Origin of the sequence: unidentified bacterial endosymbiont (assembly GCF_918320885.1) — a bacterium.
GTDB lineage: Bacteria > Pseudomonadota > Gammaproteobacteria > Enterobacterales.
The window spans coordinates 257,126-282,138 of record NZ_OU907312.1 but is presented as its reverse complement, the minus strand read 5'-3'; the positions used below and the strand labels follow the sequence as shown (position 1 = coordinate 282,138).

The following is a 25,013-nucleotide window of genomic DNA, read 5'->3' as shown; positions in this document are numbered from 1 at the left end:
AATGCTAACAGAGCCCAGTCGTCATCATGGATAGCGTATTGATAAATCATTCTGGATTAATGACTATTCGTCAAACTCGGAAGAGTCTGGTTAACAGGCAAGGGAGCATTTGGCTGGACAAGATGGTGACCAGCAGTCCAGTTAGAAAAATTTTTATTGATAAAACTTTCACTGCCGGCTAACCACTGAATTAAATTGTCCGATTGATTCATCAACTGTCTACCCTTCGTTAAGGTTTCCGCTAATTCATGATCAATAGGCGGTAATAATAGGGTATTCACTAAGTTTTTTAACCGTTTTAAGCCATTCCGTAAACTGCTAGTTTGATTGACTGATGCAGTCGCAGGGGGTTCTGCCGAAATAGTCCCTACTGTAGCAGCAGTCGTTAATTCATCGCTGTGTGCGTCATCGGCAAGCCCTGTACGAACCCGAGTCACTGCCTGGGTGGTAGTGGTCTTCATCTGATTCAAATCAACGAATCCCTGAATACCGTTGACCCTCCCTTGACTACTCTGCTGCCAAATCATCCAATCGCTCCAACCCACCGGTAGTCTTGGTTGTGCTGCTGTAGTCCAATGCGCAACCCACAGTGGTTGCTGAGACAGTCGATGACCAACGTCCTGCACATGGCTATCCCACCAAGCGGGTGAGGTATAGAGGATCACCTTCTCTTGAATAATGGGTGCGGTGAGATTACTGATTATCCATAGCAGGTAATCTGCAACTTCAGCGGGAGTGAGCTTATCCTGTTTCGCGACACTGATTTCAAATAGATCATCGGCATGATTGAAACTGACCTGTTTGAGCTGAGTCACGATATTATTCGCTTGATCGCTGGGCAGTGAGGTGCCTCTAAAGTAGTGGTATGCCCCGGTGATCAGTACCCCCTGACGTTTCATGGCTTGCCAATAAGATTGAAATTTAGGATCTTGCCAAGTGGCGCCTTCCGTTGCTTTGGCAATCACAAACTTGACGGGGCTGCCACTCATTACAGTAGGCCAATCAATAGCTTTCTGCCAGTGTGAAATATCGATACCGCTTAAAATATTATTTTCTTTGTTAATGTCCATCATAGTCACCCTGCTTGATAGTAGTCTTATGAGATCAGCTATTGCTGTTCTTCATTAGCAGGTACCCTAGGGTTACCCGTTGATCATCGTCAAGGTTTTTTACCCACTGCCCAGGTTGGAATCAGCGTTCGACCCTAACCATCTTGCCGCAGGGCGCAGGCCGATCAGAGCGCCTAGGGATGAGTCCCTCACTGTTTGGTGAATAGGGATGACTTCTGCACCGTCAGTGGTTACAATGCGGGCCAGCACTCCAGAAGCCGGGCCGGGATGGCGGAATTGGTAGACGCAGCGGACTCAAAATCCGCCGGTGGCAACACCGTGAGGGTTCGAGTCCCTCCCCCGGCACCAACAAAAATAAGCCTCTCTGCCTTGAGAGCGCCCTCGGCCTGTTGATAATCACCTGAAATTCACCCTGTTCGCTCTTATGGTTGCTGACTGATTCAATCAGATACCCCCTCAGCCTCATAGAGTTTCACTCAATGCAACGCTATCGGTTTGTACGCTGCTTTCAACCACAGGCAGGGATTAAAACAGTTACCAATAAAAAACCAAATGGCTATCCCATGATCATTATTTAAATCATTGACCTAAAAATAAATAATAATAGTTCATGATTTAAAATTCATTACACAACTGACCCATTCAATAGCCCAGATTAAATACAGATTGGTAGGTAAAATTACCGGTTGCTCCTGATAGAGTGGCGCAGTATACTCCAGGATAGATGTATGCTCGGCTTCTCACAGTCTGTAGAGAGGCAGAGAAAATGACAGGCAGTTATCTCGATAAAATTTACCCTTCAAAACCAGGCACTCTCTAGCTAAATTCAGTAAAACTACTCAGGATGCTTTGATTAATCTGGATGCTACGATAAATTCCTATGAACGATTTAAGATCATCACTATGGAGAATACTATCATGCCCTTATTTCATTGCGGAAAAAACAGTAGCGTCCGTGAAAATGTTGTTAACTCACAAGCAGAAATTAATAAAAATAAAAATTTACAGAACAATCAAACCACTACAACTTTAAGGGGTGATCTTGGGGTTAATACACCACCCTCGCGCACTATTCAACAGACTAAAGAACCTCTGCAGAGCGAGCAATATTTATCCAGTAAACTGCATCTTAATGCTCAGCAATATGCCCTACTGCATTATTCTGGCCTAGCAAAAGATAATGCTATTGACCTATTGCGTAGATTTTCTTTTAGGGAGCAACAAAATCCTGAAAAACTTAAAAACTTTGATGCCAGGCTGGAAGAGTCTGCAGCTGTTGAAAAAAATTTATTAATCAATTTTTACAGAAATCAGCTTCAACTGATACTACCCTACCTTTACTTTCAGAAGCTCATAAAATTATAGAAACTACAAGAGTTTTGTTCAATGATCCACAACGGATTAAAAAACTAGTCTATCAACCAGACGCTAGATACTTTTTTCATCAAAAAAATTTCGACTGCATCAGAGTAGCTGATTTTAACCACCATTGTCAAAAAATAGCGTCTGGGACTATAGACACTGATCCAAAATTATTTTTAACTAACCTAGCGTGTGATTATGTAGTCAGCGATATTGTCAGAGGTCAATTGCCTGAAGTAAAACACAAACTAGAAGTAGTTAAAAATAAAGGTAATTTAGATAAAGAATTTATAGAATTGATTGATAACGTTATTCATCATGTGGACGTTTCATTGTATAACATGGATAATAAAAAACGTAAAGTTATTTTAGAAGCGATTGCCCCGATTGCCCAGGAAGCACGCCCTATTAATCAGCTAGATGCCGCTTTTCTTGTTTTTAAAACCAATCCCAAAATAGAAAAAAAATCAGATGATGAAATAGTGAATATATTAAAAGCGCTCAAGGCTATCCCCTTAGTGTTAGCCTGACAATCTATGACCTGAGGAGGTCATAGAGAGCTTGAAATGACTGGGCAGTTATTAGTAGCATCTTAGCATTGCTAGAATGCAAGGAGAGCTATGATGTTAAACACCACGATACCGGACGCCGGTGGGGCGACTGCTCCCGGGATTAGGAGTAGCCCCATCGGACAGAGCCCGCCAAGCAACTCGATACCTTGGCATGGTGACCGTACGATAGCTTATCTTCAGGACTCCACCCTCTTAAGTGAGATTAGTCAGCTCCTACTGATCTTGCTACCCTTTAACGGACACAACGAAGAGGAACAAAGCGTATAATTTTTTGTTACTTTTTGAGGTGAAGTTATGAATCAAGGGGAATCAAGGAGCTATGATAAGGAATTCAAGCTGAATGCGGTAAAGCTGTATCACAGCACTGGTAAAACGCTCTGTCAATTGAGCGAGGAATTGGGAGTTCCCAAGAGTACATTGGCAGGGTGGGTCCATCAGCATAACAAGGATGGTGCAGAGGCTTTCCCGGGCAAAGGATACCTGAAAGCGTCTGATGCTGAGCTCAGTCAATTGCGGAAAGAATTGGCGATAGCACGCGAAGAGAGGGATATCCTAAAAAAAGCCTTGGGCATCTTCTCAGTGGCCCGCAAGTAAAATACCAGTTTATGCAAAAGCATGCTGGGGAATTCAGCGTAGAGAGGATGTCCAACGTGTTAGGTGTATCCCGCAGTGGCTATTATCAGTTTATCAAGGCTGAGCCATCCAAGCGCTATTGTGAGGATGAGCGTTTAATATCTGAAATTAAAGAGGTTTATACCATAAGCAACCAAATTTACGGTAGCCCACGTATCCATGCTGAGTTACGAGCTAGAGGTGAGCGCTGTTCACGCAAACGGGTTTGTCGGCTAATGAAAGCAGCCCATATTGCGGCTAAGATGAAAAAACGATTTAAGGTAACCACAATAGTCGATCCAAAGGCCGCAGTGGCGCCTAATTTACTCAAGCAGAAGTTCACAGCCACTCGCCCTGATCAATACTGGGCAGCAGATATTACCTATATTCCGACCCAAGAGGGATGGTTGTATGTTGCTATCGTACTGGACCTGTTCTCTCGTAGTATCGTGGGGATGGATATGCAAGCTCACATGACCACCGAGTTAGTAGCCGCAGCATTACGCCAGGCAATAACACGGAGGAAGCCTGCTGCAGGTCTCATCCACCACTCCGACCGAGGCAGCCAGTATACCAGCAAAGGATTCAAGGCTGTATCGGCGCATCACCAGATAACGCTTAGCATGAGTAGTACGGGCAATTGTTATGACAATGCAGTAGCAGAGAGTTTTTTCCATACCTTAAAAACAGAGCACACCCACTTTGAACGTTTTGAGAGCAGAGAACAAGCCAAATTGAGCATTTTTGAATACGTAGAAGTGTTTTATAACCGACAGAGACGGCACTCAACGCTAGGCTATCTGTCTCCTGTAAATTTTGAAAAAAATTGGTTATCCCAGGTCGCTTAAGGTTTCTCTTCTCTGTGTCTAAAAAAAGGTGGCAAGATCACAGTTAGCCGCGATGGCCTGTAGAAAAAAGAAGCAGCCCTCATAACGGTCACGTGAAGTCTGACCTTCTATAGTCTCTCTTCTTACGAACCACCCTGGGTATCCTGGTAGCCACTATCCAATAAAGCGCATGGAGAGATCGAGCGCATGGATATGTTTGGTGAGCGCGCCAACCGAGATAAAATCCACCCCACACACAGCGTAGTCCCGGATCGTCTCTAAGGTGAGGTTGCCGGAGACTTCAAGGAGTGCGCGTCCTGCCGTGAGCTGTACCGCCTCCCGCACCCAGGGTAGTGGGAAGTTATCGAGCATAATCCCGGGGGCTTGAGCGGCTAACGCTTGCTGAAGCTCCTCTAGTGTTTCTACCTCTACTTCGAGGAAAGCCGTTGCATCGATCTGCCGTGCCTGCTGGAGCGCCTGGGCAATTGAGCCAGCAGCCATAATATGGTTCTCTTTGATCAGAAAAGCATCGGCTAACCCTAAACGGTGGTTATTACCACCACCACACAGTACCGCATATTTCAGGGCACTCCGCCACCCCGGTACTGTTTTTCGGGTATCTAATAAGCGGGTAGGGGTCCCTGCGAGTTGGGCCACGTAGCGCTGTACTTGTGTGGCGACGCCACAGAGGGTTTGCAGAAAATTGAGCGCGGTTCGTTCAGCAGTGAGCAGGCTGCGGGCGCTGCCCTTGAGGTAACAGAGGGATTGCTCGGCGACTAACGGCTCGCCCTCTGCAACCTGCCACTCCAGCGTGACTTGGGGATCTAATTCAGTGAATAGCGTCTCGACCCAAGCCCGCCCACAAAAAACTCCAGCCTCACGGGTTTTAATCAGTGCAGTGGCCGATTGTGTCGCTGGGATCAACTGTGCGGTGAGATCAGCCGCTGCCTCGAGGCTACCCCCTAAATCTTCACGTAAGGCTAAGCGTACCAGCACCCCTTGATCGTGTTGCAGCTGTTGTTGCAGTCGCGTACGCCGAGCTCGGGTTAGTTCGCTGATCGTTGACATGCGGTAGGGCTCTTGGTAAGAGATTCAGATCAGTCGATAGCGTAACACACTTTTTTATCCGATGGAGGGGCGATGCCCACCCGAACAGCCCAGGATTGGCCACTGCCTGCTGTTATCCGCAGGCATAAACCATTAGAATGTCCAATACCCTTTTAGTCACTGCTCAGTAGGAGACCGCATGACCGATCGACAGCCAGCACGCTCCACTCCCCTACTGCCGCAATGCGACTGGTTTACCCACTCCTTGGCTGTGTTGCCAGCATCCGTGGCCGGCTGGCTACACGATATGCGTTCGACCACCGCTAAATTTAAACAACGGAGCCGTTGTCTGCAGATTGAATGCTGTTTTGAAGGGAGGGTGGCCAGCCGCGACTTAGGTGCTGAGGCTTTGGTGCTGCCACGGTCGGTTGATGTAGTCTGGCTACGTGAAGTCTTGATGATTGCTGATGGGATGCCTTGGCTCTACGGCCGCACGCTCATCCCGCAACCCCTGCTGGAGCACGCGGAATTAGGATTGACGACCTTGGGAACCACCCCATTAGGGGAGCGACTATTTAACCTACCGGTGCCACCACAACGATCGGACATTGAGGTGGCAGTCGTTACACCGCCGCTGGTACTAGTGACTAGAGTGGCCGCTCCCCCCAGGCAACCCTGGTGGGCCAGGCGTTCACGCTTAATGCTGCCACAAGGCTCACTGTTCGTCACCGATCTGTTCTTGCCAGCCTGCCCGATCTATCAAGAAACCCATGAGTAATCCACCACCTTCGAAGACCGATTTTGGTTTTCAAACGGTCTCCCCTGAGGAAAAAACCGCCCGGGTGGCACAGATTTTTAGTGCCGTGGCTAACCGATACGATGTGATGAATGATCTGATGTCATTGGGACTACACCGTCGTTGGAAGCGCTTTGCAGTCGACTGTAGCGGCCTCAGTGTCGGGCAGCGGGTGCTGGATTTGGCCGGGGGTACCGGTGATTTGGCCTTGCAGTTAGCCCCCCTGGTGGGAGCGACAGGCCAGGTTATTTTAGCGGATATCAATTTAATGATGCTCAAAGTTGGGCGTGACAAGCTGCGCGACCGGGGGATTCTGGGGAATGTTCATTACGTGCAAGCGGATGCTGAAGCCTTACCCTTTCCCGATCGCTATTTTGATTGTGTGACTATCGCCTTTGGCCTACGCAATGTCACCAATAAAACACAAGCTTTGTCGGCCATGTGGCGGGTGCTCAAACCAGGAGGACGGCTACTGGTATTAGAGTTTTCCAAGCCGATCTACCCTTGGCTGCAGTGCGTTTATGATCGCTACTCTTTTGCGCTGCTACCGTGCTTAGGGCAGTGGGTCGCTAATAACCGCGAAGGATACCGCTATTTGGTCGAGTCGATCCGCCGGCACCCCGATCAACACCAGCTCACCCTGCTGTTACAACAGGCGGGATTTGAACAGATCAGCCACCATAATTTAACGGGCGGCATTGTGGCACTACATCGTGGCTATCGAGTTTAAGGAGCGCGGATCACCGTGAGTGCTTCATTAGTCGCCGCGGCAGTAGGGAAACTCCTTAATATTCTCTTATCAAACAATATTGATACCAGATCACAGCTCAGCCGTTTAGCTGGCATCAGGGTGCAATGCAAGCTATCCGAGCTGGCTACCCCCCTAACGCTACAGATCCAAGAGCAAGCCTTCGTTGTGGTGGCTAACGGTGATCACCCTTTCGATTGTCGGATCACTGCCCGCTTATCGGCGCTACTCAAACTGCGTGATCCCAATCAACTGATTCCGTTAATCCGTGCTGGTCAACTGGATATTGAAGGCGACTTAATACTGTTACAACGCTTAGTCAGTTGGTTCACGCTGATCGACTGGGATCTAGAAGAGCAGTTGTCGCGTTCGGTGGGTGATGTCGTGGCTCATGCCGTGGTGCGACGCATTCGGCGCACACAGCGATTAGTACAACAGCAGGCTCAGCAGCGGCGAGACTGGTTACGTGAACTGCTCGTTGAAGTGTGGCGCTTGCTGCCTAGTCGTGCAGAGGCGGTCCCTTTTTTCCAGGCGATCGCCCAGTTACAAGCAGAGACCCAGCGACTAGCCAACCGGTTACAGGCTTTACCCCTACCTCCAGTCACTGCCTTAATCTGTACCGCTCATGAGACTGAGTGATCTTCGGCGTCTCTACCAGATTGCGCGCCTGTTAATACGCTACGAACTGGTGACGTTGATCCCGTTGTACACCCTCAAGCTGCCACTTTACTTGGCCGGTCGGCTGTTCTGGTTCCGCGATCGCGCTTATCGACATCACCCCCTAGGTGTGCGCTTACGTTTAGCGCTGCAGGAACTCGGTCCTATTTGGATTAAGTTGGGTCAGATGCTCTCGACACGCCGTGATCTGTTGCCGGTTGCGGTCGCTGATCAATTAGCACTGCTGCAAGATCAAGTCCCCCCCTTTGATGCGACCATCGCGCAGGCAACGATTGAACAGCTGCTGGGAGGACCATTAACGCAGTGGTTTGATCACTTTGATGAGCAGCCGCTCGCTTGCGCTTCTGTGGCGCAAGTCCATACTGCGTATTTAAAAGTCCCTGGACGTGCAGTGGTTTTAAAGGTGATTAGACCGGGGGTGCGGGCGCTGTTACTAGCGGATATTCGGCTGCTGTATGGGTTAGCACGCTTCATTCAGTGCTGGTGGCCGGACGGTCAGCGTCTACGACCGCTGGAGGTGGTCCAGGAGTATGAAAAAACGTTGTTGGATGAGCTGAATTTGCTACGGGAAGCGGCGAATGCTATCCAATTACGCCGCAATTTTACCAATAGCCCTCTGCTCTATATACCAGAAGTCTTTGTGGATTACTGCCGAGAGGGGCTATTGGTGATGGAACGTATTCACGGCATTCCCATCTCGGATATTCCCAAGCTGCAAGCCCAAGGTATCGATCTGCAGCGGCTAGCAGAGCGGGGGGTAGAGATCTTCTTCACCCAAGTCTTCCGTGACAGCCTGTTTCATGCTGATATGCATCCCGGTAATATTTTTGTCAGCTATGAGCACCCGCATGATCCCCAGTATATTGGGGTAGATTATGGCATTGTGGGCTCTCTCAGCCGCCAAGATCAACACTACCTGGCCAGCAACTTTCTAGCCTTTTTTAATCGAGATTACCGTCAAGTCGCTACGTTGCATGTTACCGCTGGCTGGGTCCCTCGTGAAACCAATATCGAAGCCTTTGAAGCGGCTATCCGAACGATTTGCGAACCGATTTTTCAAAAACCACTGGGGGAGATCTCTTTTGGTCAGGTGTTACTGTCACTGTTTAGCACCGCACAACGATTTAATATGCCGATCCAACCTCAGCTGCTACTGCTGCAGAAGACGCTGCTCTATGTCGAGGGACTAGGCCGACAACTCTATCCTCAGCTGGATCTCTGGACCACAGCAAAACCCTTTTTAGAGTCCTGGATGCGTGATCAGATGGGTTGGTCTGCCTGCTGGCGTCGCCTCAAGGAGAAAGCACCGCTCTGGTTAGATCAGCTACCACAGCTGCCTGGACTGCTGCATGAGACCCTACAGCAACAGCAGTGCCTACAGCGTCAACTCCTACAGCAATCAGCGGCCGCTCAGCACCGACAGCGTGATAGGGTGGCACGCTACTGGTCTCAACTGGGAACGACCCTGCTGCTCTGTGCCGCGCTGCTGCTGGCGGCTCAGATCGCTTATTGGGTCTACCCAGCGATTATTGGAGTAGCCGCTTGGCTGATCAGTGGGTTCATGCTTCATGTATTGACTAGGGGAGTGTAATCCTCTAAATCAAAGGGAGGTGTATCCCCTGTTTTCAACAGTAACCTTTGAAAGGAATCACTATCCTCAAGCTCGCTGGAGATTAAATAGATGTTAATAAAAAATATCACTATGGTTTATCAAAACACACTAAAAACCCTGCAGCGCTTTCCTTTGCCAACCATTTTTAGTCTCTTAATCTGTTACTTTTGTTTGTATTGTTTCGATAGCAGCCGTTTTTGGTTACCACACAGCGTGATACAGAATTTTGGTAAATATTGTCATATTCTATTATTTGGTTTTTTGTTTTTTATTGTTTTAAAACTGTTTATGGAATATCGCAAAGAATCGTTAAACAGTGTCTATTTTTTGGGAACTACTTTGTTCTCTACGATAGCGTGGTACCTCTATACACGTCCTACGTCAATTGAACTAATTTGTACCTCAGGATTTTTAGTAACAGGGCTTTTTTTTAGCCTAGTAGCAACCCCCTGTTTTTATAAACCCAGCTTTAGCTTACAAAGCTGGAACTTTATTTATAAGCTCTGCTCACATCTCTGCTTTTCGATATTGAGCTCCAGCGTTTTATACCTGTGTCTGTTCTTTATACTGAAAAGCATTGAACAGCTTTTTGACTTTGTTTTTTATGACAATCTGTTCGTAGATATTCGTTGTATTACTTTTACAACTATTTTTCATATTGTATTTATGTCAGGTATTCCAAAAAAAATCGATAACCTAGATCATTGCGAGTTAAAATACATTAACACTATTTTAAATTACCTCATAGCACCAATGTTATTGATTTACACAGTAATCATATGGGTTTATCTGTTAAAAGCCACTTTCACTTATAATCTTCTAAAAAATCGTATTATTTTGTTAACCTCTATATTTGGTTGTCTAGGCATTATCACCTACTTGTTGAGTTATCCTATACACCATCATCAAAGTATAATTGGTGCATTTGGAAGGCATTTTTTTAAGTTGTTACCTCTCCACCTGTTGGCATTTTCTGTGGCACTGGGGACTCGTATTTATCGCTATGGCATCACAGAACCCCGTTATTTTTGTCTCTTACTTTTGATTTGGTTAATATTTTCAACAGGCGTTTCACTTTTAAGAAAAGCTGATGAAGTTCCTAAATACGTATTGTTAAGCCTGCCCATTTTATTGTTCACAGCCTCTTTGGGTCCTTGGAGGGCTGTTAATATTTCGACCGCTAGCCAACATCATCGACTGGCCATAATTTTAGAGAAAAATCAGATATTGATAGCGGGAAAATTACAGAAACCCCAACAGCAGTTGACACTGACAGATTACCGAAATATCAGTTCGATAATCACTTATCTCGTGAATAGAGAAAAAATAGATTGTCTCCAACCCTGGCTTACCCCCGATCAAATTGCTCAGATCAAACAAAAAGCAAGAAGATCCCGAGAAAAAATGATAATGCAAGCCATCGGAGTAGAGATCCCTGTTGACCCTAAGCGGGCAGAAGGCTAGTTCATGCCGCTGCTGTTGTTTGCTAGAGACCCTGGATACAACTAATACTGCTTATTTTGATACGAACTATTCCTGTCATGATCAGTACCATTCATGACAGATAGGGATAGATCGGTGTAGTGATCTAAAGCATCAGGTTCTGAAATGAGTGAGAAAGGCGAAAGTAGATAGCAAGAAGCCACTGAGGTCAAAGAAAAAAATGGTCGGTGAGGAGGGATTCGAACCTCCGACCCTCTGGTCCCAAACCAGATGCGCTACCAAGCTGCGCTACTCACCGAGTGTAAATTGTGGTGCGAAGAGAGGGACTCGAACCCTCACATCCTAGAGGACACTAACACCTGAAGCTAGCGCGTCTACCAATTCCGCCACCTTCGCACAAACTGATAGGGGCTATCAGTCAAAACATGGGGTGGCTAATGGGACTCGAACCCACGACAACCGGAATCACAATCCGGGGCTCTACCAACTGAGCTATAGCCACCATAAACAGTTATCAACGTTGGTGCGCCCGACAGGATTCGAACCTGTGACCTCTGCCTCCGGAGGGCAGCGCTCTATCCAGCTGAGCTACGGGCGCACAGATGCTACTCTCGTCGTTAGGCGACAATACAGTTGCCTAGCGAGGTGTTGCAAGATACCTGGAAAGTCTGAAAAAATCAAATGGCCTACGTCTATTTTCAAACTAAATCTTTCAGCCGAATCCTCCGAGCATAGTAAGCCCCAACCGATAAACAGAGAATAAAGTAGATCGAGTGGGTAGCCAAATGGGCTTGCAACGCCCCTAGTACACCCTGAGTAGGAACGAATTGATGAGAAAAAATGAGAGTCAGGAGAAAGAGGATCAGTTCTGAGAGGAGGTAGAAAGGCAACAATGCTTTACTTAAAATAAAACTCCTAAAGACCGCTGAACCAATCCTGAAGACATCCGCACTGAGCTGCCAGATACAGAGATCACGCAAAGCGCCGAATTCGGGGGAGAATTGCTGTCGAATTAACCCATCCCGTAGCACCCACAGGAGTAAACCGCTCCCTACCGCTATCGGCAGAATAAAGCGTAATGTCCGGACAATGGTCCGCACAATCGCTGGCTTGTGCTGTGTATACGACAGAAGAGGCAGCAGGTAGACGGATAAGAAAGTGGTGACTATTTGAACATAATTTTCTGAAAATTTATGCATGGCCTCCCAGAGGCCTACTTCTACCCAGCCGTCATAATTGGTTAGAAGGTCCCTGACCATACAAAAACTCTTCCAGCCTAGGAGCGTGCTGGTAAAGGTCATGACGCTAAATCTAAGCAAAGATCTGGCTAATGGCGGGTTCCAGGTTGGTTTGAGCCACTGTATCGGGAGGCGGATACGTCGGTAAAAAATAATACTCGTGGGGATGAGTGACCAGGCAGGCATGAGGGCTAAGCCCAATTGAGCCCCTCGATAACCAAAATGCTGGATAGCTAACCAGAAAGCGATGAGGCCTAGTAGGTATCCTCCCATGGCTGATAACGAACTACCGGTGGCATCACCTGCCCCTTTTAGCATGGCAGGCAGCAGATTAGCTCCAGCAATAGCAAATTGGATAATGGCAATGCTTTTGATCAGCCAGAGATACTCTCCTGGAGCACCTAACCAGTGGCTGACGCGTCGTGTCGCTATTAGCAATACCAACGCCACCACCGTGGAAACACTCAGAATCATAGCGGATGCTGTGCCTAATAGTGATTGTAGCCGTTGTGGATCATCACGAAATTCTGCAACATACTTATTGATGCCGTTAAAGATTGCCAACCCCGAGAGCAGATCGAGTGCCCACGATAGGAACATAATATTACTGACACGCCCAAGCCCTTCAGGTCCTAATTGAACGGCTAATAGTTTGAGAACCACAACCCCTTGGCCAAATTTGACTGCCGTAGAGAGAGCACTCCAACCTAATATTTTGATTAATGACTGGTTAGGAGAGGAAGAGGAAGAGGGAGAGGGAGAAAGTGAAGAAAAAGAGGTCATTATTGTATAAAACACCTATAATCTCGATTCTACTGTTGTCATCAACATAACGGCAGACCACGCAAACCAGCGGCTTCTATTGTAGCATTAAAGATTGTTAAAAATTCTCAAAAGTTTCATAGCGGGCTGATGGGCAAGCTATTGGTTAGATGACTATCTTTGAGAGGATTCAATGGCTAAACATCACACTGAAAAAACTTCCTGGCTGGGGTTGTTGCTGCTAGTGGCTACGAGCCTGCTCTTCTGGCATATAGCACCCCCTCAAGGCTTGAGTCTCCCCGCATGGCACTCGGCCATTATTTTCATGGCGACTATCGTTGCCATTGTGCTAAAGGTGTTACCTTTAGGGGCGATTGGCTTTATTGGCATTACGATATTTGCCCTCACCAATGCCGCAGGCGGTGCGTCGTCAACGGCAGCAGTGGAAACTGCATTGGGTGAGTTTAAAAGCCCGCTGTTATGGCTAGTAGTCGTTGCCTTTTTGATTGCCCGAGGTTTTATTAAGACCGGATTAGGACGACGAATTGCCCTGCTGTTAGTCAGTCTGTTTGGGAAACGCACTTTGGGTCTAGCCTATAGTCTAGCAGCCACTGATTTCATTTTAGCGCCCGCTATGCCTAGTAATGTGGCTCGCTGCGGTGGGGTGATTTATCCTATTGCGTCGGCTTTAGCACGCAACTTTGACTCTAATCCAGAAGATGCTTCTCGTAACAAAATAGGAACATTTTTAATTCTTTGTGTGAGTAATGTGAATGACATTACCTCTACTTTGTTTATGACAGCTTATGCCGGTAATTTAATTGCGGTGAAATTGGCTGGTGATGCTGGGGTCGATCTGAGTTGGGGTAAGTGGGTGGTAGCAGCCAGTGTGCCCTGTCTGATCTGCCTCTTGCTGATCCCCTTGGTGGTATATTGGCTGACCAATCCTGAGATCAAGCAGACCCCTAACGCGCCAGCTCTGGCACGAGCTGAACTGCAGCAAATGGGCTCCATCAGACGTGGTGAAGGGTTGATGTTAGGCACCTTTGTTGTGTTATTAGGGTTGTGGATTTTTGGCGGCCGCCTAGGGATTGATGCCACGCAAACCGCTTGTATTGGTCTCTCCATGCTTCTACTCAGTGGGGTACTCACCTGGGAGGAGGTGAAGAGTGAAAAAGGGGCTTGGGACACCTTAATCTGGTTTTCGGCACTATTAATGATGGCCAATATGATCAAGACACTAGGGTTTACGACCTGGCTAGGTCATCACATTGGTAGCACGATTGGAAGCTGGATGGTTGGCGTGCACTGGCTCTGGGTGCTATTGGTCCTGAACACCGCTTATTTTTATATCCATTACTTTTTTGCCAGCGGCAATGCGCAGATCGCAGCACTCTACTCCGTCTTTTTGATGATGGGTGTTCAGTTAGGCATCCCGGCGCTACCGGCCGCTTTAATGCTCGCTTTTTCCAGCGGATTGTTCTGTTCTATCACGCAATATGCCAGCGCTAGAGGGCCGATCTTGTTTGGTTCAGGCTTTGTTCCAACCGGGATCTGGTGGCGTGTTGGATTTATTGTGAGTGTGATCCATCAAGTTATCTTCATGACCATCGGCTTATTATGGTGGAAATTTCTCGGTTACTATTAATCTAGCGTCATAGATAACCCACATCGACCTAGCTGCTAGATTAGGTCGATGTGTTCTGGTCCAGAACAAGACCGCGGCGGCGGTTATGCAGTCAATTTGTATCCTATAATCGGAACCTGCAAATTAGACCAGAACAGTGATTGGCCCCTGTTGGGCGCTACCACTACTACCCCCTCTAATGTCCTGTCGCGCTTTGAGAGCGATTAGGCACTGCTTCACATTCATTCGACTATTATGCCTACCAGGCGTGTGCTATGAAGCTTATTCAGGTTTTTTTCTGAATAGGCAGCTGTGCATTGAGAACCTATCGTAGGATCCTACCGTTGATAATTTCAGTCAATAAAATAATGGCCGCTAGTCTAGGGTAAAAGATTCAACATGCTTAATGCACTGTGGGCTACCCAGCAATCTATTCCAAAATCTGTTACAGAAGGTATCTTTTTTGAGGAATCCAGAACGGTTGTTCAGTAACCACTTCTTAAGGCAACGTAGTACTGCTTTTTAAAAAATTCTGTGGGGGAGGTGTCAATAATGACTACGATGATGATTCAACCTTGGTACACTGCCGTGATCACCAGCCATATCTTACTCCTATTATGGTTATTAGATGAGTGATGCTGTCAAAGACGTTTTAAAAAATTCGTGAAAAGTCCTATCATTATGAGGCATGCATGGCTTGGATCCAGTTAAAATTAGGCGTGACCGCAGGCCAAGCGGCGGCGGCAGGTGAAGCCTGTTTAGCGCAGGGGGCGGCGGCCGTTACCTGGCAGGACGCTCAAGATACCCCAGTGTTTGAACCACTCCCGGGGGAGACCCGTTTATGGGGACACACTGAGCTGGTAGCCCTCTATCCTGAAGGGAGCGACTTGACCGTGGTGGTTGCTGCCCTAGAAGCCGCCCTAGCTCCAGGGCAACGACTCCATCCGCTGGTGGAGCGTGTAGACGATAGAGCCTGGGAGCGAGAAGCCTTAGCCCATTGGACTCCACAGCGATTCGGAGAACGGTTATGGATCTCTCCCAGTTGGCAGACCGTAGCCGATCCGGCGGCCATCACGGTACTGCTCGATCCAGGGCTTGCTTTTGGCACTGGCAGTCACCCGACTACTGCGCTCTGTTTGACGTGGTTGGCCACACACCCACTCAAAGGCAAACGGGTGGTGGACTTTGGTTGTGGCTCCGGGATTTTAGCCATTGCTGCACTGAAGTTAGGCGCCCTCAGTGCACTCGGGATCGACCAGGAGCCACAAGCACTGCAAGCGAGTCGCGATAATGCCCAACGCAACGGGGTAGCCGATCGCTTGCTGCTGCTGACTGCAGAGGTGCCACCGGCGGAGTTCTCAGCTGATGTGGTGCTAGCCAATATTTTGGCCGAGCCCCTCAAACAGCTGGCTCCGCAGATCGCTGGCCTGGTGCGGCCCGGAGGCCATTTGGTACTCTCAGGCATTCTCATCGATCAAGTCGAAGCGGTGCTGGCTGCCTATACACCCTACCACTTTACCTTCGATCCTATCCAACAGCGGGAGGAGTGGTGCTGTCTGAGCGCCGTGTCTCTGATGTGATCAGGGCCGTTTAATACAGTCCACGAGGGCTTATTCTCTGAAAAATAAGGCGTATTGGTGGTTGTTCTGTTGACCATCACTAAAAATTTTTTGATATAATCAACTCGTATGGGGTGAACTTACCATGAAAAAACCCTTAAAACAGCAGAAAAAATATTTTATTTAAATTCAACACGAATGGGGAAAAAATTGGTAGTGGAGTGTATTCCAATCCTCAAATGAGTCTGAAGGGTGTTAGTGTCAGCTGGCCTGCCTTTGCTCATGGATTTGTTTAAATAATGTTCTTTTAGCCTGCTGAAGTTGCTGAGAAGCCTGCCTATCATTGATACTCATCGCTAACTTATCCAGAGCCGCTAAAGAAACGCCTGGTTTGAGATAGTTTACCGCATTCGACAGTGATTTAAATTTGTCATATGGCGTCATCATAGAGTCGTCAGGGTACTGTTTACGCTCTTTACCCTTGCTGGGAAGAAGCAAGGTCTCTGGTAGTTACTGTCAGGCATTAGATAACGACTGATCTTGCTACCCTTTAACGGACACAACGAAGAGGAACAAAGCGTATAATTTTTTGTTACTTTTTGAGGTGAAGTTATGAATCAAGGGGAATCAAGGAGCTATGATAAGGAATTCAAGCTGAATGCGGTAAAGCTGTATCACAGCACTGGTAAAACGCTCTGTCAATTGAGCGAGGAATTGGGAGTTCCCAAGAGTACATTGGCAGGGTGGGTCCATCAGCATAACAAGGATGGTGCAGAGGCTTTCCCGGGCAAAGGATACCTGAAAGCGTCTGATGCTGAGCTCAGTCAATTGCGGAAAGAATTGGCGATAGCACGTGAAGAGAGGGATATCCTAAAAAAAGCCTTGGGCATCTTCTCAGTGGCCCGCAAGTAAAATACCAGTTTATGCAAAAGCATGCTGGGGAATTCAGCGTAGAGAGGATGTCCAACGTGTTAGGTGTATCCCGCAGTGGCTATTATCAGTTTATCAAGGCTGAGCCATCCAAGCGCTATTGTGAGGATGAGCGTTTAATATCTGAAATTAAAGAGGTTTATACCATAAGCAACCAAATTTACGGTAGCCCACGTATCCATGCTGAGTTACGAGCTAGAGGTGAGCGCTGTTCACGCAAACGGGTTTGTCGGCTAATGAAAGCAGCCCATATTGCGGCTAAGATGAAAAAACGATTTAAGGTAACCACAATAGTCGATCCAAAGGCCGCAGTGGCGCCTAATTTACTCAAGCAGAAGTTCACAGCCACTCGCCCTGATCAATACTGGGCAGCAGATATTACCTATATTCCGACCCAAGAGGGATGGTTGTATGTTGCTATCGTACTGGACCTGTTCTCTCGTAGTATCGTGGGGATGGATATGCAAGCTCACATGACCACCGAGTTAGTAGCCGCAGCATTACGCCAGGCAATAACACGGAGGAAGCCTGCTGCAGGTCTCATCCACCACTCCGACCGAGGCAGCCAGTATACCAGCAAAGGATTCAAGGCTGTATCGGCGCATCACCAGATAACGCTTAGCATGAGTAGTACGGGCAATTGTTATGACAATGCAGTAGCAGAGAGTTTTTTCCATACCTTAAAAACAGAGCACACCCACTTTGAACGTTTTGAGAGCAGAGAACAAGCCAAATTGAGCATTTTTGAATACGTAGAAGTGTTTTATAACCGACAGAGACGGCACTCAACGCTAGGCTATCTGTCTCCTGTAAATTTTGAAAAAAATTGGTTATCCCAGGTCGCTTAAGGTTTCTCTTCTCTGTGTCTAAAAAAAGGTGGCAAGATCAGACGATGGCAACGGTTGAGTGCGGACGCAAAATGTTTGGGGATAGGGTGAGCCCAGAACCTGACGAACAGAGGTAAGCGATCACCATCCCCTTACTGCGCTTGTTGAGGCTACTGTAAGCGAATTTAGACAACCTCTTACTGATAGTTTGATCAACGGCCCTCTTAGCTTCATCGATACAGAAAATGACTGGCTGAGTGCCTGCCAGAAAGCTGGATAGTGGTTGAATGGTACTGAGTTCATTAACGTTCATGATGGTTTTCAGCTCTCCATCATGAGCAAAAATTAGCTTTTTGCCACTTTTTGGGTCATTTCAGGTTAGAAACAACCCCTCCTTCAGACTCATTGCATGTTGGATAAGACTGGAAAACACCTAATAGATTTTCCATTGGCCACGGAGTTTTTGCAGCAATAAAAACAAACCCGGCCATAAGAGCCCACTAATCAAAACACTCCAAAACAGCTGTGACGAAAAAAGCGCCTGTGACAGCAGGCGCTCTATACAAAAAATGAGTCCATGCGTTGCTAAGATCAAGGGTATGATCAGCACTGTTTGTTGACTGAGCGTCAGGTTACGGAGTAAGGCTGTGTTGCTGGCTACACTATAGGCGAGCAGCGAAAGCGCTAAGGCCCGCACACCCAGTAGGCTGCCTAATTCGAGATCCCAGATCAATCCGATATAGAAACTTGTGCCAATATTGACACACTCTGGCCTGCTCAAGACCCAATAGATTAATAGCATCGGTAGCCATGAAGCCGGAACTTTGTCAAAAGGTTTGGGGCAGGCAATCACCTGTAATATCAGCACAAGGATAAAAGATATCCAGAGGATTAGGGGGTCCCGCAGACCTGAAGGGGTATTCATCCCTTAACCTGATCGCTCTGCAGATTCAGGCCACAGCAGCAATACGGAATGGAGCTGTTCTAGGGCTGCGGCCGTTCTGGTTTTGACCAGAATCTGCGCCCGTTGTTGATCGATAGTTACTGTGCTGATCTCTGCCACCGGGTAGCCCTCTGGAAAACGGCCATCTAATCCGGACGTCACCAACTGATCACCCGGTTGGATATCGGTAGACAATGGCAGCAGAGCCAGCTGTAGACTTGAGAGTTCGCCACTCCCTTGGGCTATTGTAAGATGACCAGTCCGCGCTATACGGACCGGGATAGCATGCGTCATATCACTGATCAACAATACACGGCTGCTGCCACGATTCACCACGACGACTTGGCCCACGACCCCTTTGTCATTAATCACCGGTTGTCCCTTATAAACGCCCTGTAGCGATCCCTTATCCAGGAGTATTTGATGGCTGTTGGGATTAAACTCGGCGGCCAGCAAACGGGCTATCATCTTGCGTTGTGGTTGCCGTACCGGTGTGTCTAGCAGTTTTCGTAAACGACTATTCTCTTGCTGCAGCTGCTCCAGAAACAACAGATCGCTCTGTTGAAGCAGTAATACCTGCCGCAATGCCTGGTTGTCTGACTGCAGTTGGCTATGCGTCATAAAATAGGCTGAGCAGTCGGCGACTAGCCGCCAGGGGCTATTGGCTACGTAGTACAGCGGCGTGAGAACCGTATCTAAATAACGGCGTATGTCGGCAAATGGTGCCCACCGACTGTCTATGAGCATGAAAGCGCTGGCAGCAATGAGGGCACCCAACAGGCGTACTTCTAAGGAAGAGCGTTTGTTAAATAGCGGTTTCATAACCTCGTGGCTGTTCAGTATCGGCGTTAAGCTGGTGTCCGATCAGGTCGTCTACTCATCACTAAAGAGATGACTCCCATACAGATCGATCATATCCAGTGCTTTCCCACCACCACGGGCTACACAAGTCAGTGGATCCTCCGCGATAAACACAGGAATACCGGTCTCTTCCCGCAATAAACAATCTAAATGATGCAACAGAGCGCCACCACCGGTCAGTACCATCCCTCGCTCAGAGATATCCGAGGCCAATTCGGGAGGACACTGCTCTAAAGCGGTCATGACTGCGCTGACAATACCCGCTAACGGCTCCTGCAGCGCTTCCAGAATTTCATTCGAGTTCAGAGTGAAGCCTCGAGGGACCCCTTCAGCCAGATTGCGCCCCCGCACCTCAATTTCCCGAACAGTATCGCCCGGATAGGCCGAACCGATGCCATGTTTGATACGTTCCGCAGTGGCCTCACCAATCAACGATCCATAATTACGGCGCACATAATTGATAATGGACTCATCAAACCGATCGCCACCAATACGGACTGAGGAGGAGTAGACCACCCCGTTGAGCGAGATGACCGCAACCTCGGTAGTCCCGCCACCGATATCGACCACCATAGAGCCTAGGGCTTCAGAAACCGGCAGATTAGCCCCAATAGCAGCGGCCATCGGCTCCTCAATCAGGAATACTTCACGAGCGCCAGCACCCTGGGCTGACTCGCGGATAGCACGACGCTCCACTTGGGTGGCACCGACGGGAACACAGATCAGCACGCGAGGACTGGGACGGATAAAACTATTGCTGTGGACCTGCTTAATAAAATATTGCAACATCTTTTCAGTGATAAAAAAGTCAGCAATCACGCCATCTTTCATGGGGCGAATCGCAGCAATATTACCAGGTGTGCGTCCTAACATCTGTTTGGCTTCATGACCCACAGCTGCAATACTTTTGTGAGAGCCGGCAGGATCTTGCCGAATCGCCACCACTGAGGGCTCATTGAGGACAATTCCTTGACCTTTCACATAAATCAAGGTATTGGCAGTGCCTAAGTCGATAGACAAGTCACTAGAAAATAGACCACGAATTTTTCTAAACATAATAAATGAATTACCCTACTACGCCGCATAATAAAGAGCAGAATGCCTTTCAATGACCAAGCTTACTCAGCCATCGCCAGTGCACGAATTGATTTCCATAAACCCGACACCTGCTGAGGGAGCTGATGTCCTTAACACGCTTATTCATGAGTTTGTTGATTGTCATCACCTGACTGAATGCACAGTGACCAACCTTGCCAGAATTTTTAGTGGCTTAAAAGAATAGCCAACCGATGAAAATCCCATTATAGTGCGCTATTTTGTTTTCGTCTGATTTAATTTTTTTCAGAGGCGATCGACCCATGGCACGTGTCTGGCGTATGTTACTGTTGAATGGTCCCAATCTCAATTTACTGGGTTGGCGCGATCCGGCTCAGTATGGTACTGTTAGCCTGTCAGAGCTTGTGGCACTACTTCAGCAACAAGCCAATGAATTAGGGGTCGCCCTGCAGCATCAGCAATTTAACGCAGAGCATCTGCTGGTAGAGGCCGTGCAACAGGCGCGAGATCAGGTTGATTTTTTATTGTTGAATGCCGCAGCCTTTACCCACAGTAGCATTGCCCTGCGAGATGCGCTTGAGGCAGTTCAAGTGCCTTTTATTGAAATCCACCTCTCTAATATTTATGCTCGAGAACCGTTTCGTCACCTTTCGTATCTCTCTGATCTGGCGGTTGGAACCATTAGCGGTTTAGGCGCTGACGGCTATCAGTGTGCTTTGCAGGCAGCCTGGCGCTACTTGCAACGTCACTCCTCATAATAAAGGGTACCACTCTTGATGGATATTGAAAAAATTAAGCAGTTGGTTGAACTAGTCAAGCAAACAGGCATTGATGAGTTGGAGATCAGTGAGGGGAAAGAGTCGGTTCGCATCCGCTCCACCCCGCTGCTGCAACCATCTGCCATCACGGCAGTCACCCCCTCGCTAGCCCCCTTTCCACGACCCATCGACGTGCCGACAGTCACCACACCGTCTGGCCCCTGTGGTCATCAGGTTCGCTCACCGATGGTCGGCCTGTTTTATCGCCGCCCGAGCCCGGGAGAAAAACCTTTTGTAGCAGTGGGGCAAACGGTTAAAGTGGGTGATGCTTTGTGCATTGTCGAAGCGATGAAAATGATGAATAAAATTGAGGCGGACCACGCGGGAGTCATCACGGCCATTTTCATTGAAGATGGCCAACCGATAGAGTTTGATGAACCCCTGATGGTGATTGAGCCTCTAGAGGGACCATAAGGCATGCTAGAAAAAGTGCTGATTGCGAACCGTGGTGAAATCGCACTGCGGATCTTGCGGGCCTGTAAGGAGTTGGGGATCAAAACCGTGGCGGCCTATTCGACAGCCGATCGCGACTTAAAGCATGTTTTGTTGGCGGATGAGGCGGTCTGTATTGGTCCTGCAGCAGCGACCAAAAGTTATCTCAATGCTCCGGCTATTATCGCTGCCGCCGAAATCACCGGTGCCAACGCCATCCATCCTGGCTATGGCTTCTTATCAGAGAACGCTAACTTCGCCGAGCAAGTCGAGCGTTCTGGTTTTATTTTTATTGGACCCAGACCTGAGACTATCCGTTTAATGGGGGACAAAGTATCGGCTATCCAGACGATGAAACAAGCTGGCATGCCGTGTGTCCCAGGATCGGAAGGCGCGCTGAGTGATGATCCGCTGGCTAATAGTGCCATGGCCAAAGCCATTGGTTATCCGGTCTTGATTAAAGCTGCCGGCGGTGGCGGTGGCCGGGGTATGCGGGTGGTCCATGATGCGCGTGAGTTACTACCAGCCATTGCTACGACGCGTGCTGAAGCGAGCAGCGCCTTTGGCAACAGCAGCGTCTACCTAGAGAAGTATTTAGCCACCCCACGCCATGTTGAAATCCAAGTATTGGCCGATGGCCAGGGACAAGCGCTCTACCTGGCCGAGCGCGACTGCTCCATGCAGCGGCGCCATCAAAAGGTGATTGAAGAGGCACCCGCCCCTGGGATAAGCCAAGTACTGCGTCAAGAGATTGGTGAGCGCTGTATACAAGCTTGTCTGGATATCGGTTATCGCGGTGCCGGAACCTTTGAGTTTTTATATGACCAAGGCTGTTTTTATTTTATTGAGATGAACACCCGTATCCAAGTAGAACATCCAGTCACCGAAATGATCACAGGGATAGATTTGGTCAAAGAGCAGCTACAGATCGCCGCAGGATTGCCCCTAACCCTACAACAGCCACAGGTTCGGCTGCAAGGACATGCCTTAGAGTGTCGTATTAATGCTGAGCATCCGCAGAGTTTCTTACCTTCGCCCGGCAAAATCACGCGCTTTCACGCGCCTGGCGGGCTCGGCGTGCGCTGGGACTCCCATCTCTATGCCGGTTACAGTGTGCCAGCACATTATGATTCCCTGATTGGCAAATTGATCACCCATGGGGCCACCCGAGAGATAGCCATCGCCCGCATGCGCAATGCCCTATCAGAGCTGATTATTGAAGGGATCCAGAGCAATATCCCCCTACACCAGGCCATTCTGGGTGATCCACAATTTCAACAAGGGGGCACCGATATTCATTATCTGGAGAGCCAACTGGGTCGTTACTACTAGGCAAAACGGTGTTCAGTTTAACTGGGTGAAACGGTGAATATCCCGATCAGTTGGCAGGGAGAAAGCCGGTTCCACCACGAAGTTCTGCAACTGGAATAGTCATGATGGATACACGATTTGTTCAAGCGCACCGAGAGGCCCGCTGGGCATTTGGTTTGGCAGTCGCCTATTTACTAGCCTGGGTGGCTGCCTTCTGCTGTGCTGGGCATGAGTTAGGCAGTACCGGTCTGCCGGTGTGGTTTGAGTGGATTGGCCTACGACTGCCACTGCTGTTTATGGGGCTCTGTGCGATCATGGTTCGTTATTGTTTTCAAAACCTGCCCCTAGAGCCCTGAACTCAGTGCATCATTCTGGGCTGTTGACGGCGTTCGTTGTCTACTTAGTACTACTTTTTCTGATCGCTGCTTATGCCGCGCGGATCCAACCCGCACAATCTCTACAAGCCTACTATCTGGGTAATCGTGGTTTGGGGGGTTGTTTATTGGCCATGACTTTGACCACCAGCTACATCAGTGCCAGCTCGTTTATAGGTGGCCCGGGGGCCGCCTATCACTATGGTCTAGGCTGGGTGGCCGTCGCCATGATTCAGTTGCCAGTCGTCTGGTTTACCTTGGGGGTTTTGGGCAAAAAATTTGCCATCCTGGCACGACGGTATCAAGCCATCACTCTGAATGATCTACTCTATGCGCGCTATCAGAGCGGGCTACTCGTCTGCTTATCGAGCATCAGTTTATTAATCGCTTTCTTTGCCACGATGACCGTCCAATTTATCGGAGCGGCACGCTTACTCCAGACCGTACTGGGGCTCCCCTATGGGCACAGTCTGCTTATTTTTGGAGCCACCATTAGCCTATACACCCTGATAGGGGGATTTCGGGCAATGGTCCTGACTGATCTACTGCAAGGGTTCATCATGCTAGTGGGCAGTGGACTATTATTACAGGGCGTCATCACTGCGGGGGGTGGATTGGCCCACACGATACACACTTTGCAACAGATCGATCCACAGTTGATCACCCCCGGTGGTGCCCAAGCGGTTTTGACCGCACCGCTACTCTGCTCATTCTGGATCGTAGTCTGTTTTGGCACACTGGGGCTGCCGCACACAGCGACCAGTTGTATGGCTTATAAAAATAGTCGTGCGATGCATCAGGCGATGGTGATAGGAACCCTCGTGCTCGGGATCGTGATGTTGGCCATGCACCTGAGTGGCACTTTGGGACGGGCACTGTTTCCAGATTTATTGGTGCCCGATCAGATTATTCCGACTTTGATGATGAGTGTACTCTCACCGATCGCTGCGGGAATTTTTTTGGCAGCACCGTTGTCTGCCATCATGTCAACGGTAGATGCCCAGCTGCTGCAGTGCTCTGCTACGGTGATCAATGATCTCTATCTACGCTATGATCCCCAGGCTAGGGAGCAGCCGCAGCGACTGGCTCGTTACTCCCGGGCGGTGATCCTGCTGTTAAGTCTGCTGCTGTTATTAGCGGCTTGGCATCCCCCCCAGTTATTAATCTGGCTCAACTTATTCGCCTTTGGCGGATTACAGGTGGTGTTTCTATGGCCACTGGTATTAGGGTTATATTGGCCCGCTGCCAACGCCACCGGTGCGTTAAGTTCCTTTCTGGCAGGCGTAGGCAGCTATCTTTGCTTCAGTGCGCTCTCCTTAAAGCTGTGGGGTTTTCAGCCTATCGTGCCGGCCCTGCTTATCAGCCTAGGCGCTTTTTATGGGGGTAATCGCTGGGGAATCTATCAAGCAAGGAGGGATCTCATCATCAGTCCAAGGTGAGTTTTGGGTAAGCGCTCCCCTGAGTGGCTGTACCGCAAATCACTTCCGCCTTCCTCGCCCGTTATCTTA

The 25,013-nt window shown here is 48.6% G+C and carries 23 protein-coding genes, 5 tRNA genes and 2 pseudogenes; 18 read left to right on the top strand and 12 right to left on the bottom strand.

All coding sequences use genetic code 11. From position 1 onward, the window contains the following. Nucleotides 1-56 precede the first annotated feature (56 nt). On the bottom strand, nucleotides 57-1,073 hold the full coding sequence (locus tag NL324_RS01400) for a glycoside hydrolase family 25 protein (RefSeq protein ID WP_253306027.1): 1,017 nt from the start codon (nucleotides 1,071-1,073) through the stop codon (nucleotides 57-59). A gap of 258 nt (nucleotides 1,074-1,331) precedes the next feature. Here NL324_RS01400 and NL324_RS01395 point away from each other — a divergent pair. The 5 genes and pseudogenes from NL324_RS01395 to NL324_RS01370 all read left to right on the top strand — a co-directional run bounded on the left by NL324_RS01395 (nucleotide 1,332) and on the right by NL324_RS01370 (nucleotide 4,464). Next, a tRNA-Leu gene (locus tag NL324_RS01395) sits at nucleotides 1,332-1,418 on the top strand. Nucleotides 1,419-1,988: 570 nt separating this feature from the next. Further along, nucleotides 1,989-2,435: a hypothetical protein gene (locus tag NL324_RS01390; RefSeq protein WP_253306026.1), complete on the top strand. Its 447-nt coding sequence runs from the start codon at nucleotides 1,989-1,991 to the stop codon at nucleotides 2,433-2,435. 14 nt (nucleotides 2,436-2,449) lie between these two features. Then, nucleotides 2,450-2,962, top strand: coding sequence for a hypothetical protein (locus NL324_RS01385; RefSeq protein ID WP_253306025.1), 513 nt, complete (start codon nucleotides 2,450-2,452; stop codon nucleotides 2,960-2,962). Between the two features lie 90 nt (nucleotides 2,963-3,052). Then, nucleotides 3,053-3,271 (top strand): hypothetical protein, encoded by a 219-nt coding sequence (locus NL324_RS01380; RefSeq protein WP_253306024.1) that lies wholly within the window; start codon nucleotides 3,053-3,055, stop codon nucleotides 3,269-3,271. A gap of 27 nt (nucleotides 3,272-3,298) precedes the next feature. Next, nucleotides 3,299-4,464 (top strand): annotated as a pseudogene (locus tag NL324_RS01370) (IS3 family transposase). A 153-nt stretch (nucleotides 4,465-4,617) separates the two neighbouring features. Here the strand turns inward: NL324_RS01370 and nadC are convergent. Continuing rightward, on the bottom strand, nucleotides 4,618-5,511 hold the full coding sequence (nadC, locus tag NL324_RS01365) for a carboxylating nicotinate-nucleotide diphosphorylase (protein WP_253306023.1): 894 nt from the start codon (nucleotides 5,509-5,511) through the stop codon (nucleotides 4,618-4,620). A 178-nt stretch (nucleotides 5,512-5,689) separates the two neighbouring features. Here nadC and NL324_RS01360 point away from each other — a divergent pair, with 178 nt between their 5' ends. The 5 genes from NL324_RS01360 (at nucleotide 5,690) to NL324_RS01340 (ending at nucleotide 10,788) form a co-directional block, all read left to right on the top strand. Beyond that, nucleotides 5,690-6,268 carry a chorismate lyase gene (locus tag NL324_RS01360; RefSeq protein ID WP_253306022.1) on the top strand — a complete coding sequence of 193 codons (579 nt, stop codon included), beginning with the start codon at nucleotides 5,690-5,692 and terminating at the stop codon, nucleotides 6,266-6,268. After that, nucleotides 6,261-7,016 (top strand): bifunctional demethylmenaquinone methyltransferase/2-methoxy-6-polyprenyl-1,4-benzoquinol methylase UbiE, encoded by a 756-nt coding sequence (gene ubiE / locus NL324_RS01355; protein ID WP_253306021.1) that lies wholly within the window; start codon nucleotides 6,261-6,263, stop codon nucleotides 7,014-7,016. Before NL324_RS01360 ends, ubiE begins: the two co-directional genes overlap by 8 nt. Before the next feature lie 15 nt (nucleotides 7,017-7,031). Further along, nucleotides 7,032-7,673: a ubiquinone biosynthesis accessory factor UbiJ gene (locus tag NL324_RS01350; protein ID WP_253306020.1), complete on the top strand. Its 642-nt coding sequence runs from the start codon at nucleotides 7,032-7,034 to the stop codon at nucleotides 7,671-7,673. Then, nucleotides 7,660-9,303, top strand: coding sequence for a ubiquinone biosynthesis regulatory protein kinase UbiB (ubiB, locus tag NL324_RS01345; protein ID WP_253306019.1), 1,644 nt, complete (start codon nucleotides 7,660-7,662; stop codon nucleotides 9,301-9,303). Before NL324_RS01350 ends, ubiB begins: the two co-directional genes overlap by 14 nt. A gap of 90 nt (nucleotides 9,304-9,393) precedes the next feature. Next, a complete protein-coding gene (locus NL324_RS01340; RefSeq protein ID WP_253306018.1) occupies nucleotides 9,394-10,788 on the top strand; it encodes a DUF4153 domain-containing protein in 1,395 nt (464 codons plus the stop codon). 200 nt (nucleotides 10,789-10,988) lie between these two features. Here NL324_RS01340 and NL324_RS01335 read toward each other — a convergent pair. The 5 genes from NL324_RS01335 to wzxE form a co-directional block, all read right to left on the bottom strand. Then, nucleotides 10,989-11,065: transfer RNA gene (locus NL324_RS01335), tRNA-Pro, on the bottom strand. Nucleotides 11,066-11,076: 11 nt separating this feature from the next. Continuing rightward, a tRNA-Leu gene (locus NL324_RS01330) sits at nucleotides 11,077-11,163 on the bottom strand. A 30-nt stretch (nucleotides 11,164-11,193) separates the two neighbouring features. After that, nucleotides 11,194-11,269 (bottom strand) — tRNA-His (locus NL324_RS01325). Between the two features lie 19 nt (nucleotides 11,270-11,288). Beyond that, nucleotides 11,289-11,365, bottom strand: a tRNA-Arg gene (locus tag NL324_RS01320). Nucleotides 11,366-11,465: 100 nt separating this feature from the next. After that, nucleotides 11,466-12,788, bottom strand: coding sequence for a lipid III flippase WzxE (gene wzxE / locus NL324_RS01315; RefSeq protein ID WP_253306017.1), 1,323 nt, complete (start codon nucleotides 12,786-12,788; stop codon nucleotides 11,466-11,468). A gap of 172 nt (nucleotides 12,789-12,960) precedes the next feature. Between wzxE and NL324_RS01310 the strand changes: the two genes are divergently transcribed. Further along, nucleotides 12,961-14,415, top strand: coding sequence for a DASS family sodium-coupled anion symporter (locus NL324_RS01310; protein ID WP_253306016.1), 1,455 nt, complete (start codon nucleotides 12,961-12,963; stop codon nucleotides 14,413-14,415). A gap of 671 nt (nucleotides 14,416-15,086) precedes the next feature. Beyond that, nucleotides 15,087-15,974: a 50S ribosomal protein L11 methyltransferase gene (gene prmA / locus NL324_RS01305; RefSeq protein ID WP_253306015.1), complete on the top strand. Its 888-nt coding sequence runs from the start codon at nucleotides 15,087-15,089 to the stop codon at nucleotides 15,972-15,974. Nucleotides 15,975-16,214: 240 nt separating this feature from the next. Here the strand turns inward: prmA and NL324_RS01300 are convergent, their stop codons facing one another. Beyond that, the gene (locus NL324_RS01300; RefSeq protein WP_253306014.1) at nucleotides 16,215-16,400 is read right to left on the bottom strand and encodes a hypothetical protein; all 186 of its coding nucleotides are present in this window, start codon (nucleotides 16,398-16,400) and stop codon (nucleotides 16,215-16,217) included. A gap of 165 nt (nucleotides 16,401-16,565) precedes the next feature. Here NL324_RS01300 and NL324_RS01290 point away from each other — a divergent pair. After that, a pseudogene (locus NL324_RS01290) lies at nucleotides 16,566-17,731 on the top strand (IS3 family transposase). Between the two features lie 37 nt (nucleotides 17,732-17,768). On the opposite strand, the gene NL324_RS01285 reads toward NL324_RS01290, so the two are convergent. The 4 genes from NL324_RS01285 to NL324_RS01270 all read right to left on the bottom strand — a co-directional run bounded on the left by NL324_RS01285 (nucleotide 17,769) and on the right by NL324_RS01270 (nucleotide 20,570). Then, nucleotides 17,769-18,023 (bottom strand): hypothetical protein, encoded by a 255-nt coding sequence (locus NL324_RS01285; protein WP_253306012.1) that lies wholly within the window; start codon nucleotides 18,021-18,023, stop codon nucleotides 17,769-17,771. Between the two features lie 120 nt (nucleotides 18,024-18,143). After that, nucleotides 18,144-18,635, bottom strand: a complete 492-nt coding sequence (gene mreD / locus NL324_RS01280) for a rod shape-determining protein MreD (RefSeq protein ID WP_253306011.1) — start codon at nucleotides 18,633-18,635, stop codon at nucleotides 18,144-18,146. A 3-nt stretch (nucleotides 18,636-18,638) separates the two neighbouring features. Further along, nucleotides 18,639-19,475 (bottom strand): rod shape-determining protein MreC, encoded by an 837-nt coding sequence (mreC, locus tag NL324_RS01275; RefSeq protein WP_253306010.1) that lies wholly within the window; start codon nucleotides 19,473-19,475, stop codon nucleotides 18,639-18,641. Nucleotides 19,476-19,526: 51 nt separating this feature from the next. After that, nucleotides 19,527-20,570, bottom strand: a complete 1,044-nt coding sequence (locus NL324_RS01270; protein ID WP_253306009.1) for a rod shape-determining protein — start codon at nucleotides 20,568-20,570, stop codon at nucleotides 19,527-19,529. A 302-nt stretch (nucleotides 20,571-20,872) separates the two neighbouring features. Here NL324_RS01270 and aroQ point away from each other — a divergent pair, with 302 nt between their 5' ends. The 5 genes from aroQ (at nucleotide 20,873) to panF (ending at nucleotide 24,944) form a co-directional block, all read left to right on the top strand. Beyond that, nucleotides 20,873-21,328, top strand: a complete 456-nt coding sequence (gene aroQ / locus NL324_RS01265; protein WP_253306008.1) for a type II 3-dehydroquinate dehydratase — start codon at nucleotides 20,873-20,875, stop codon at nucleotides 21,326-21,328. A gap of 18 nt (nucleotides 21,329-21,346) precedes the next feature. Next, the gene (gene accB / locus NL324_RS01260; protein ID WP_253306007.1) at nucleotides 21,347-21,802 is read left to right on the top strand and encodes an acetyl-CoA carboxylase biotin carboxyl carrier protein; all 456 of its coding nucleotides are present in this window, start codon (nucleotides 21,347-21,349) and stop codon (nucleotides 21,800-21,802) included. A 3-nt stretch (nucleotides 21,803-21,805) separates the two neighbouring features. Beyond that, nucleotides 21,806-23,152 carry an acetyl-CoA carboxylase biotin carboxylase subunit gene (gene accC, locus NL324_RS01255; protein ID WP_253306006.1) on the top strand — a complete coding sequence of 449 codons (1,347 nt, stop codon included), beginning with the start codon at nucleotides 21,806-21,808 and terminating at the stop codon, nucleotides 23,150-23,152. A 104-nt stretch (nucleotides 23,153-23,256) separates the two neighbouring features. Further along, nucleotides 23,257-23,487, top strand: coding sequence for a DUF997 family protein (locus NL324_RS01250; protein ID WP_253307094.1), 231 nt, complete (start codon nucleotides 23,257-23,259; stop codon nucleotides 23,485-23,487). 5 nt (nucleotides 23,488-23,492) lie between these two features. Then, nucleotides 23,493-24,944: a sodium/pantothenate symporter gene (gene panF / locus NL324_RS01245; protein WP_253306005.1), complete on the top strand. Its 1,452-nt coding sequence runs from the start codon at nucleotides 23,493-23,495 to the stop codon at nucleotides 24,942-24,944. Nucleotides 24,945-25,013 lie beyond the last annotated feature (69 nt).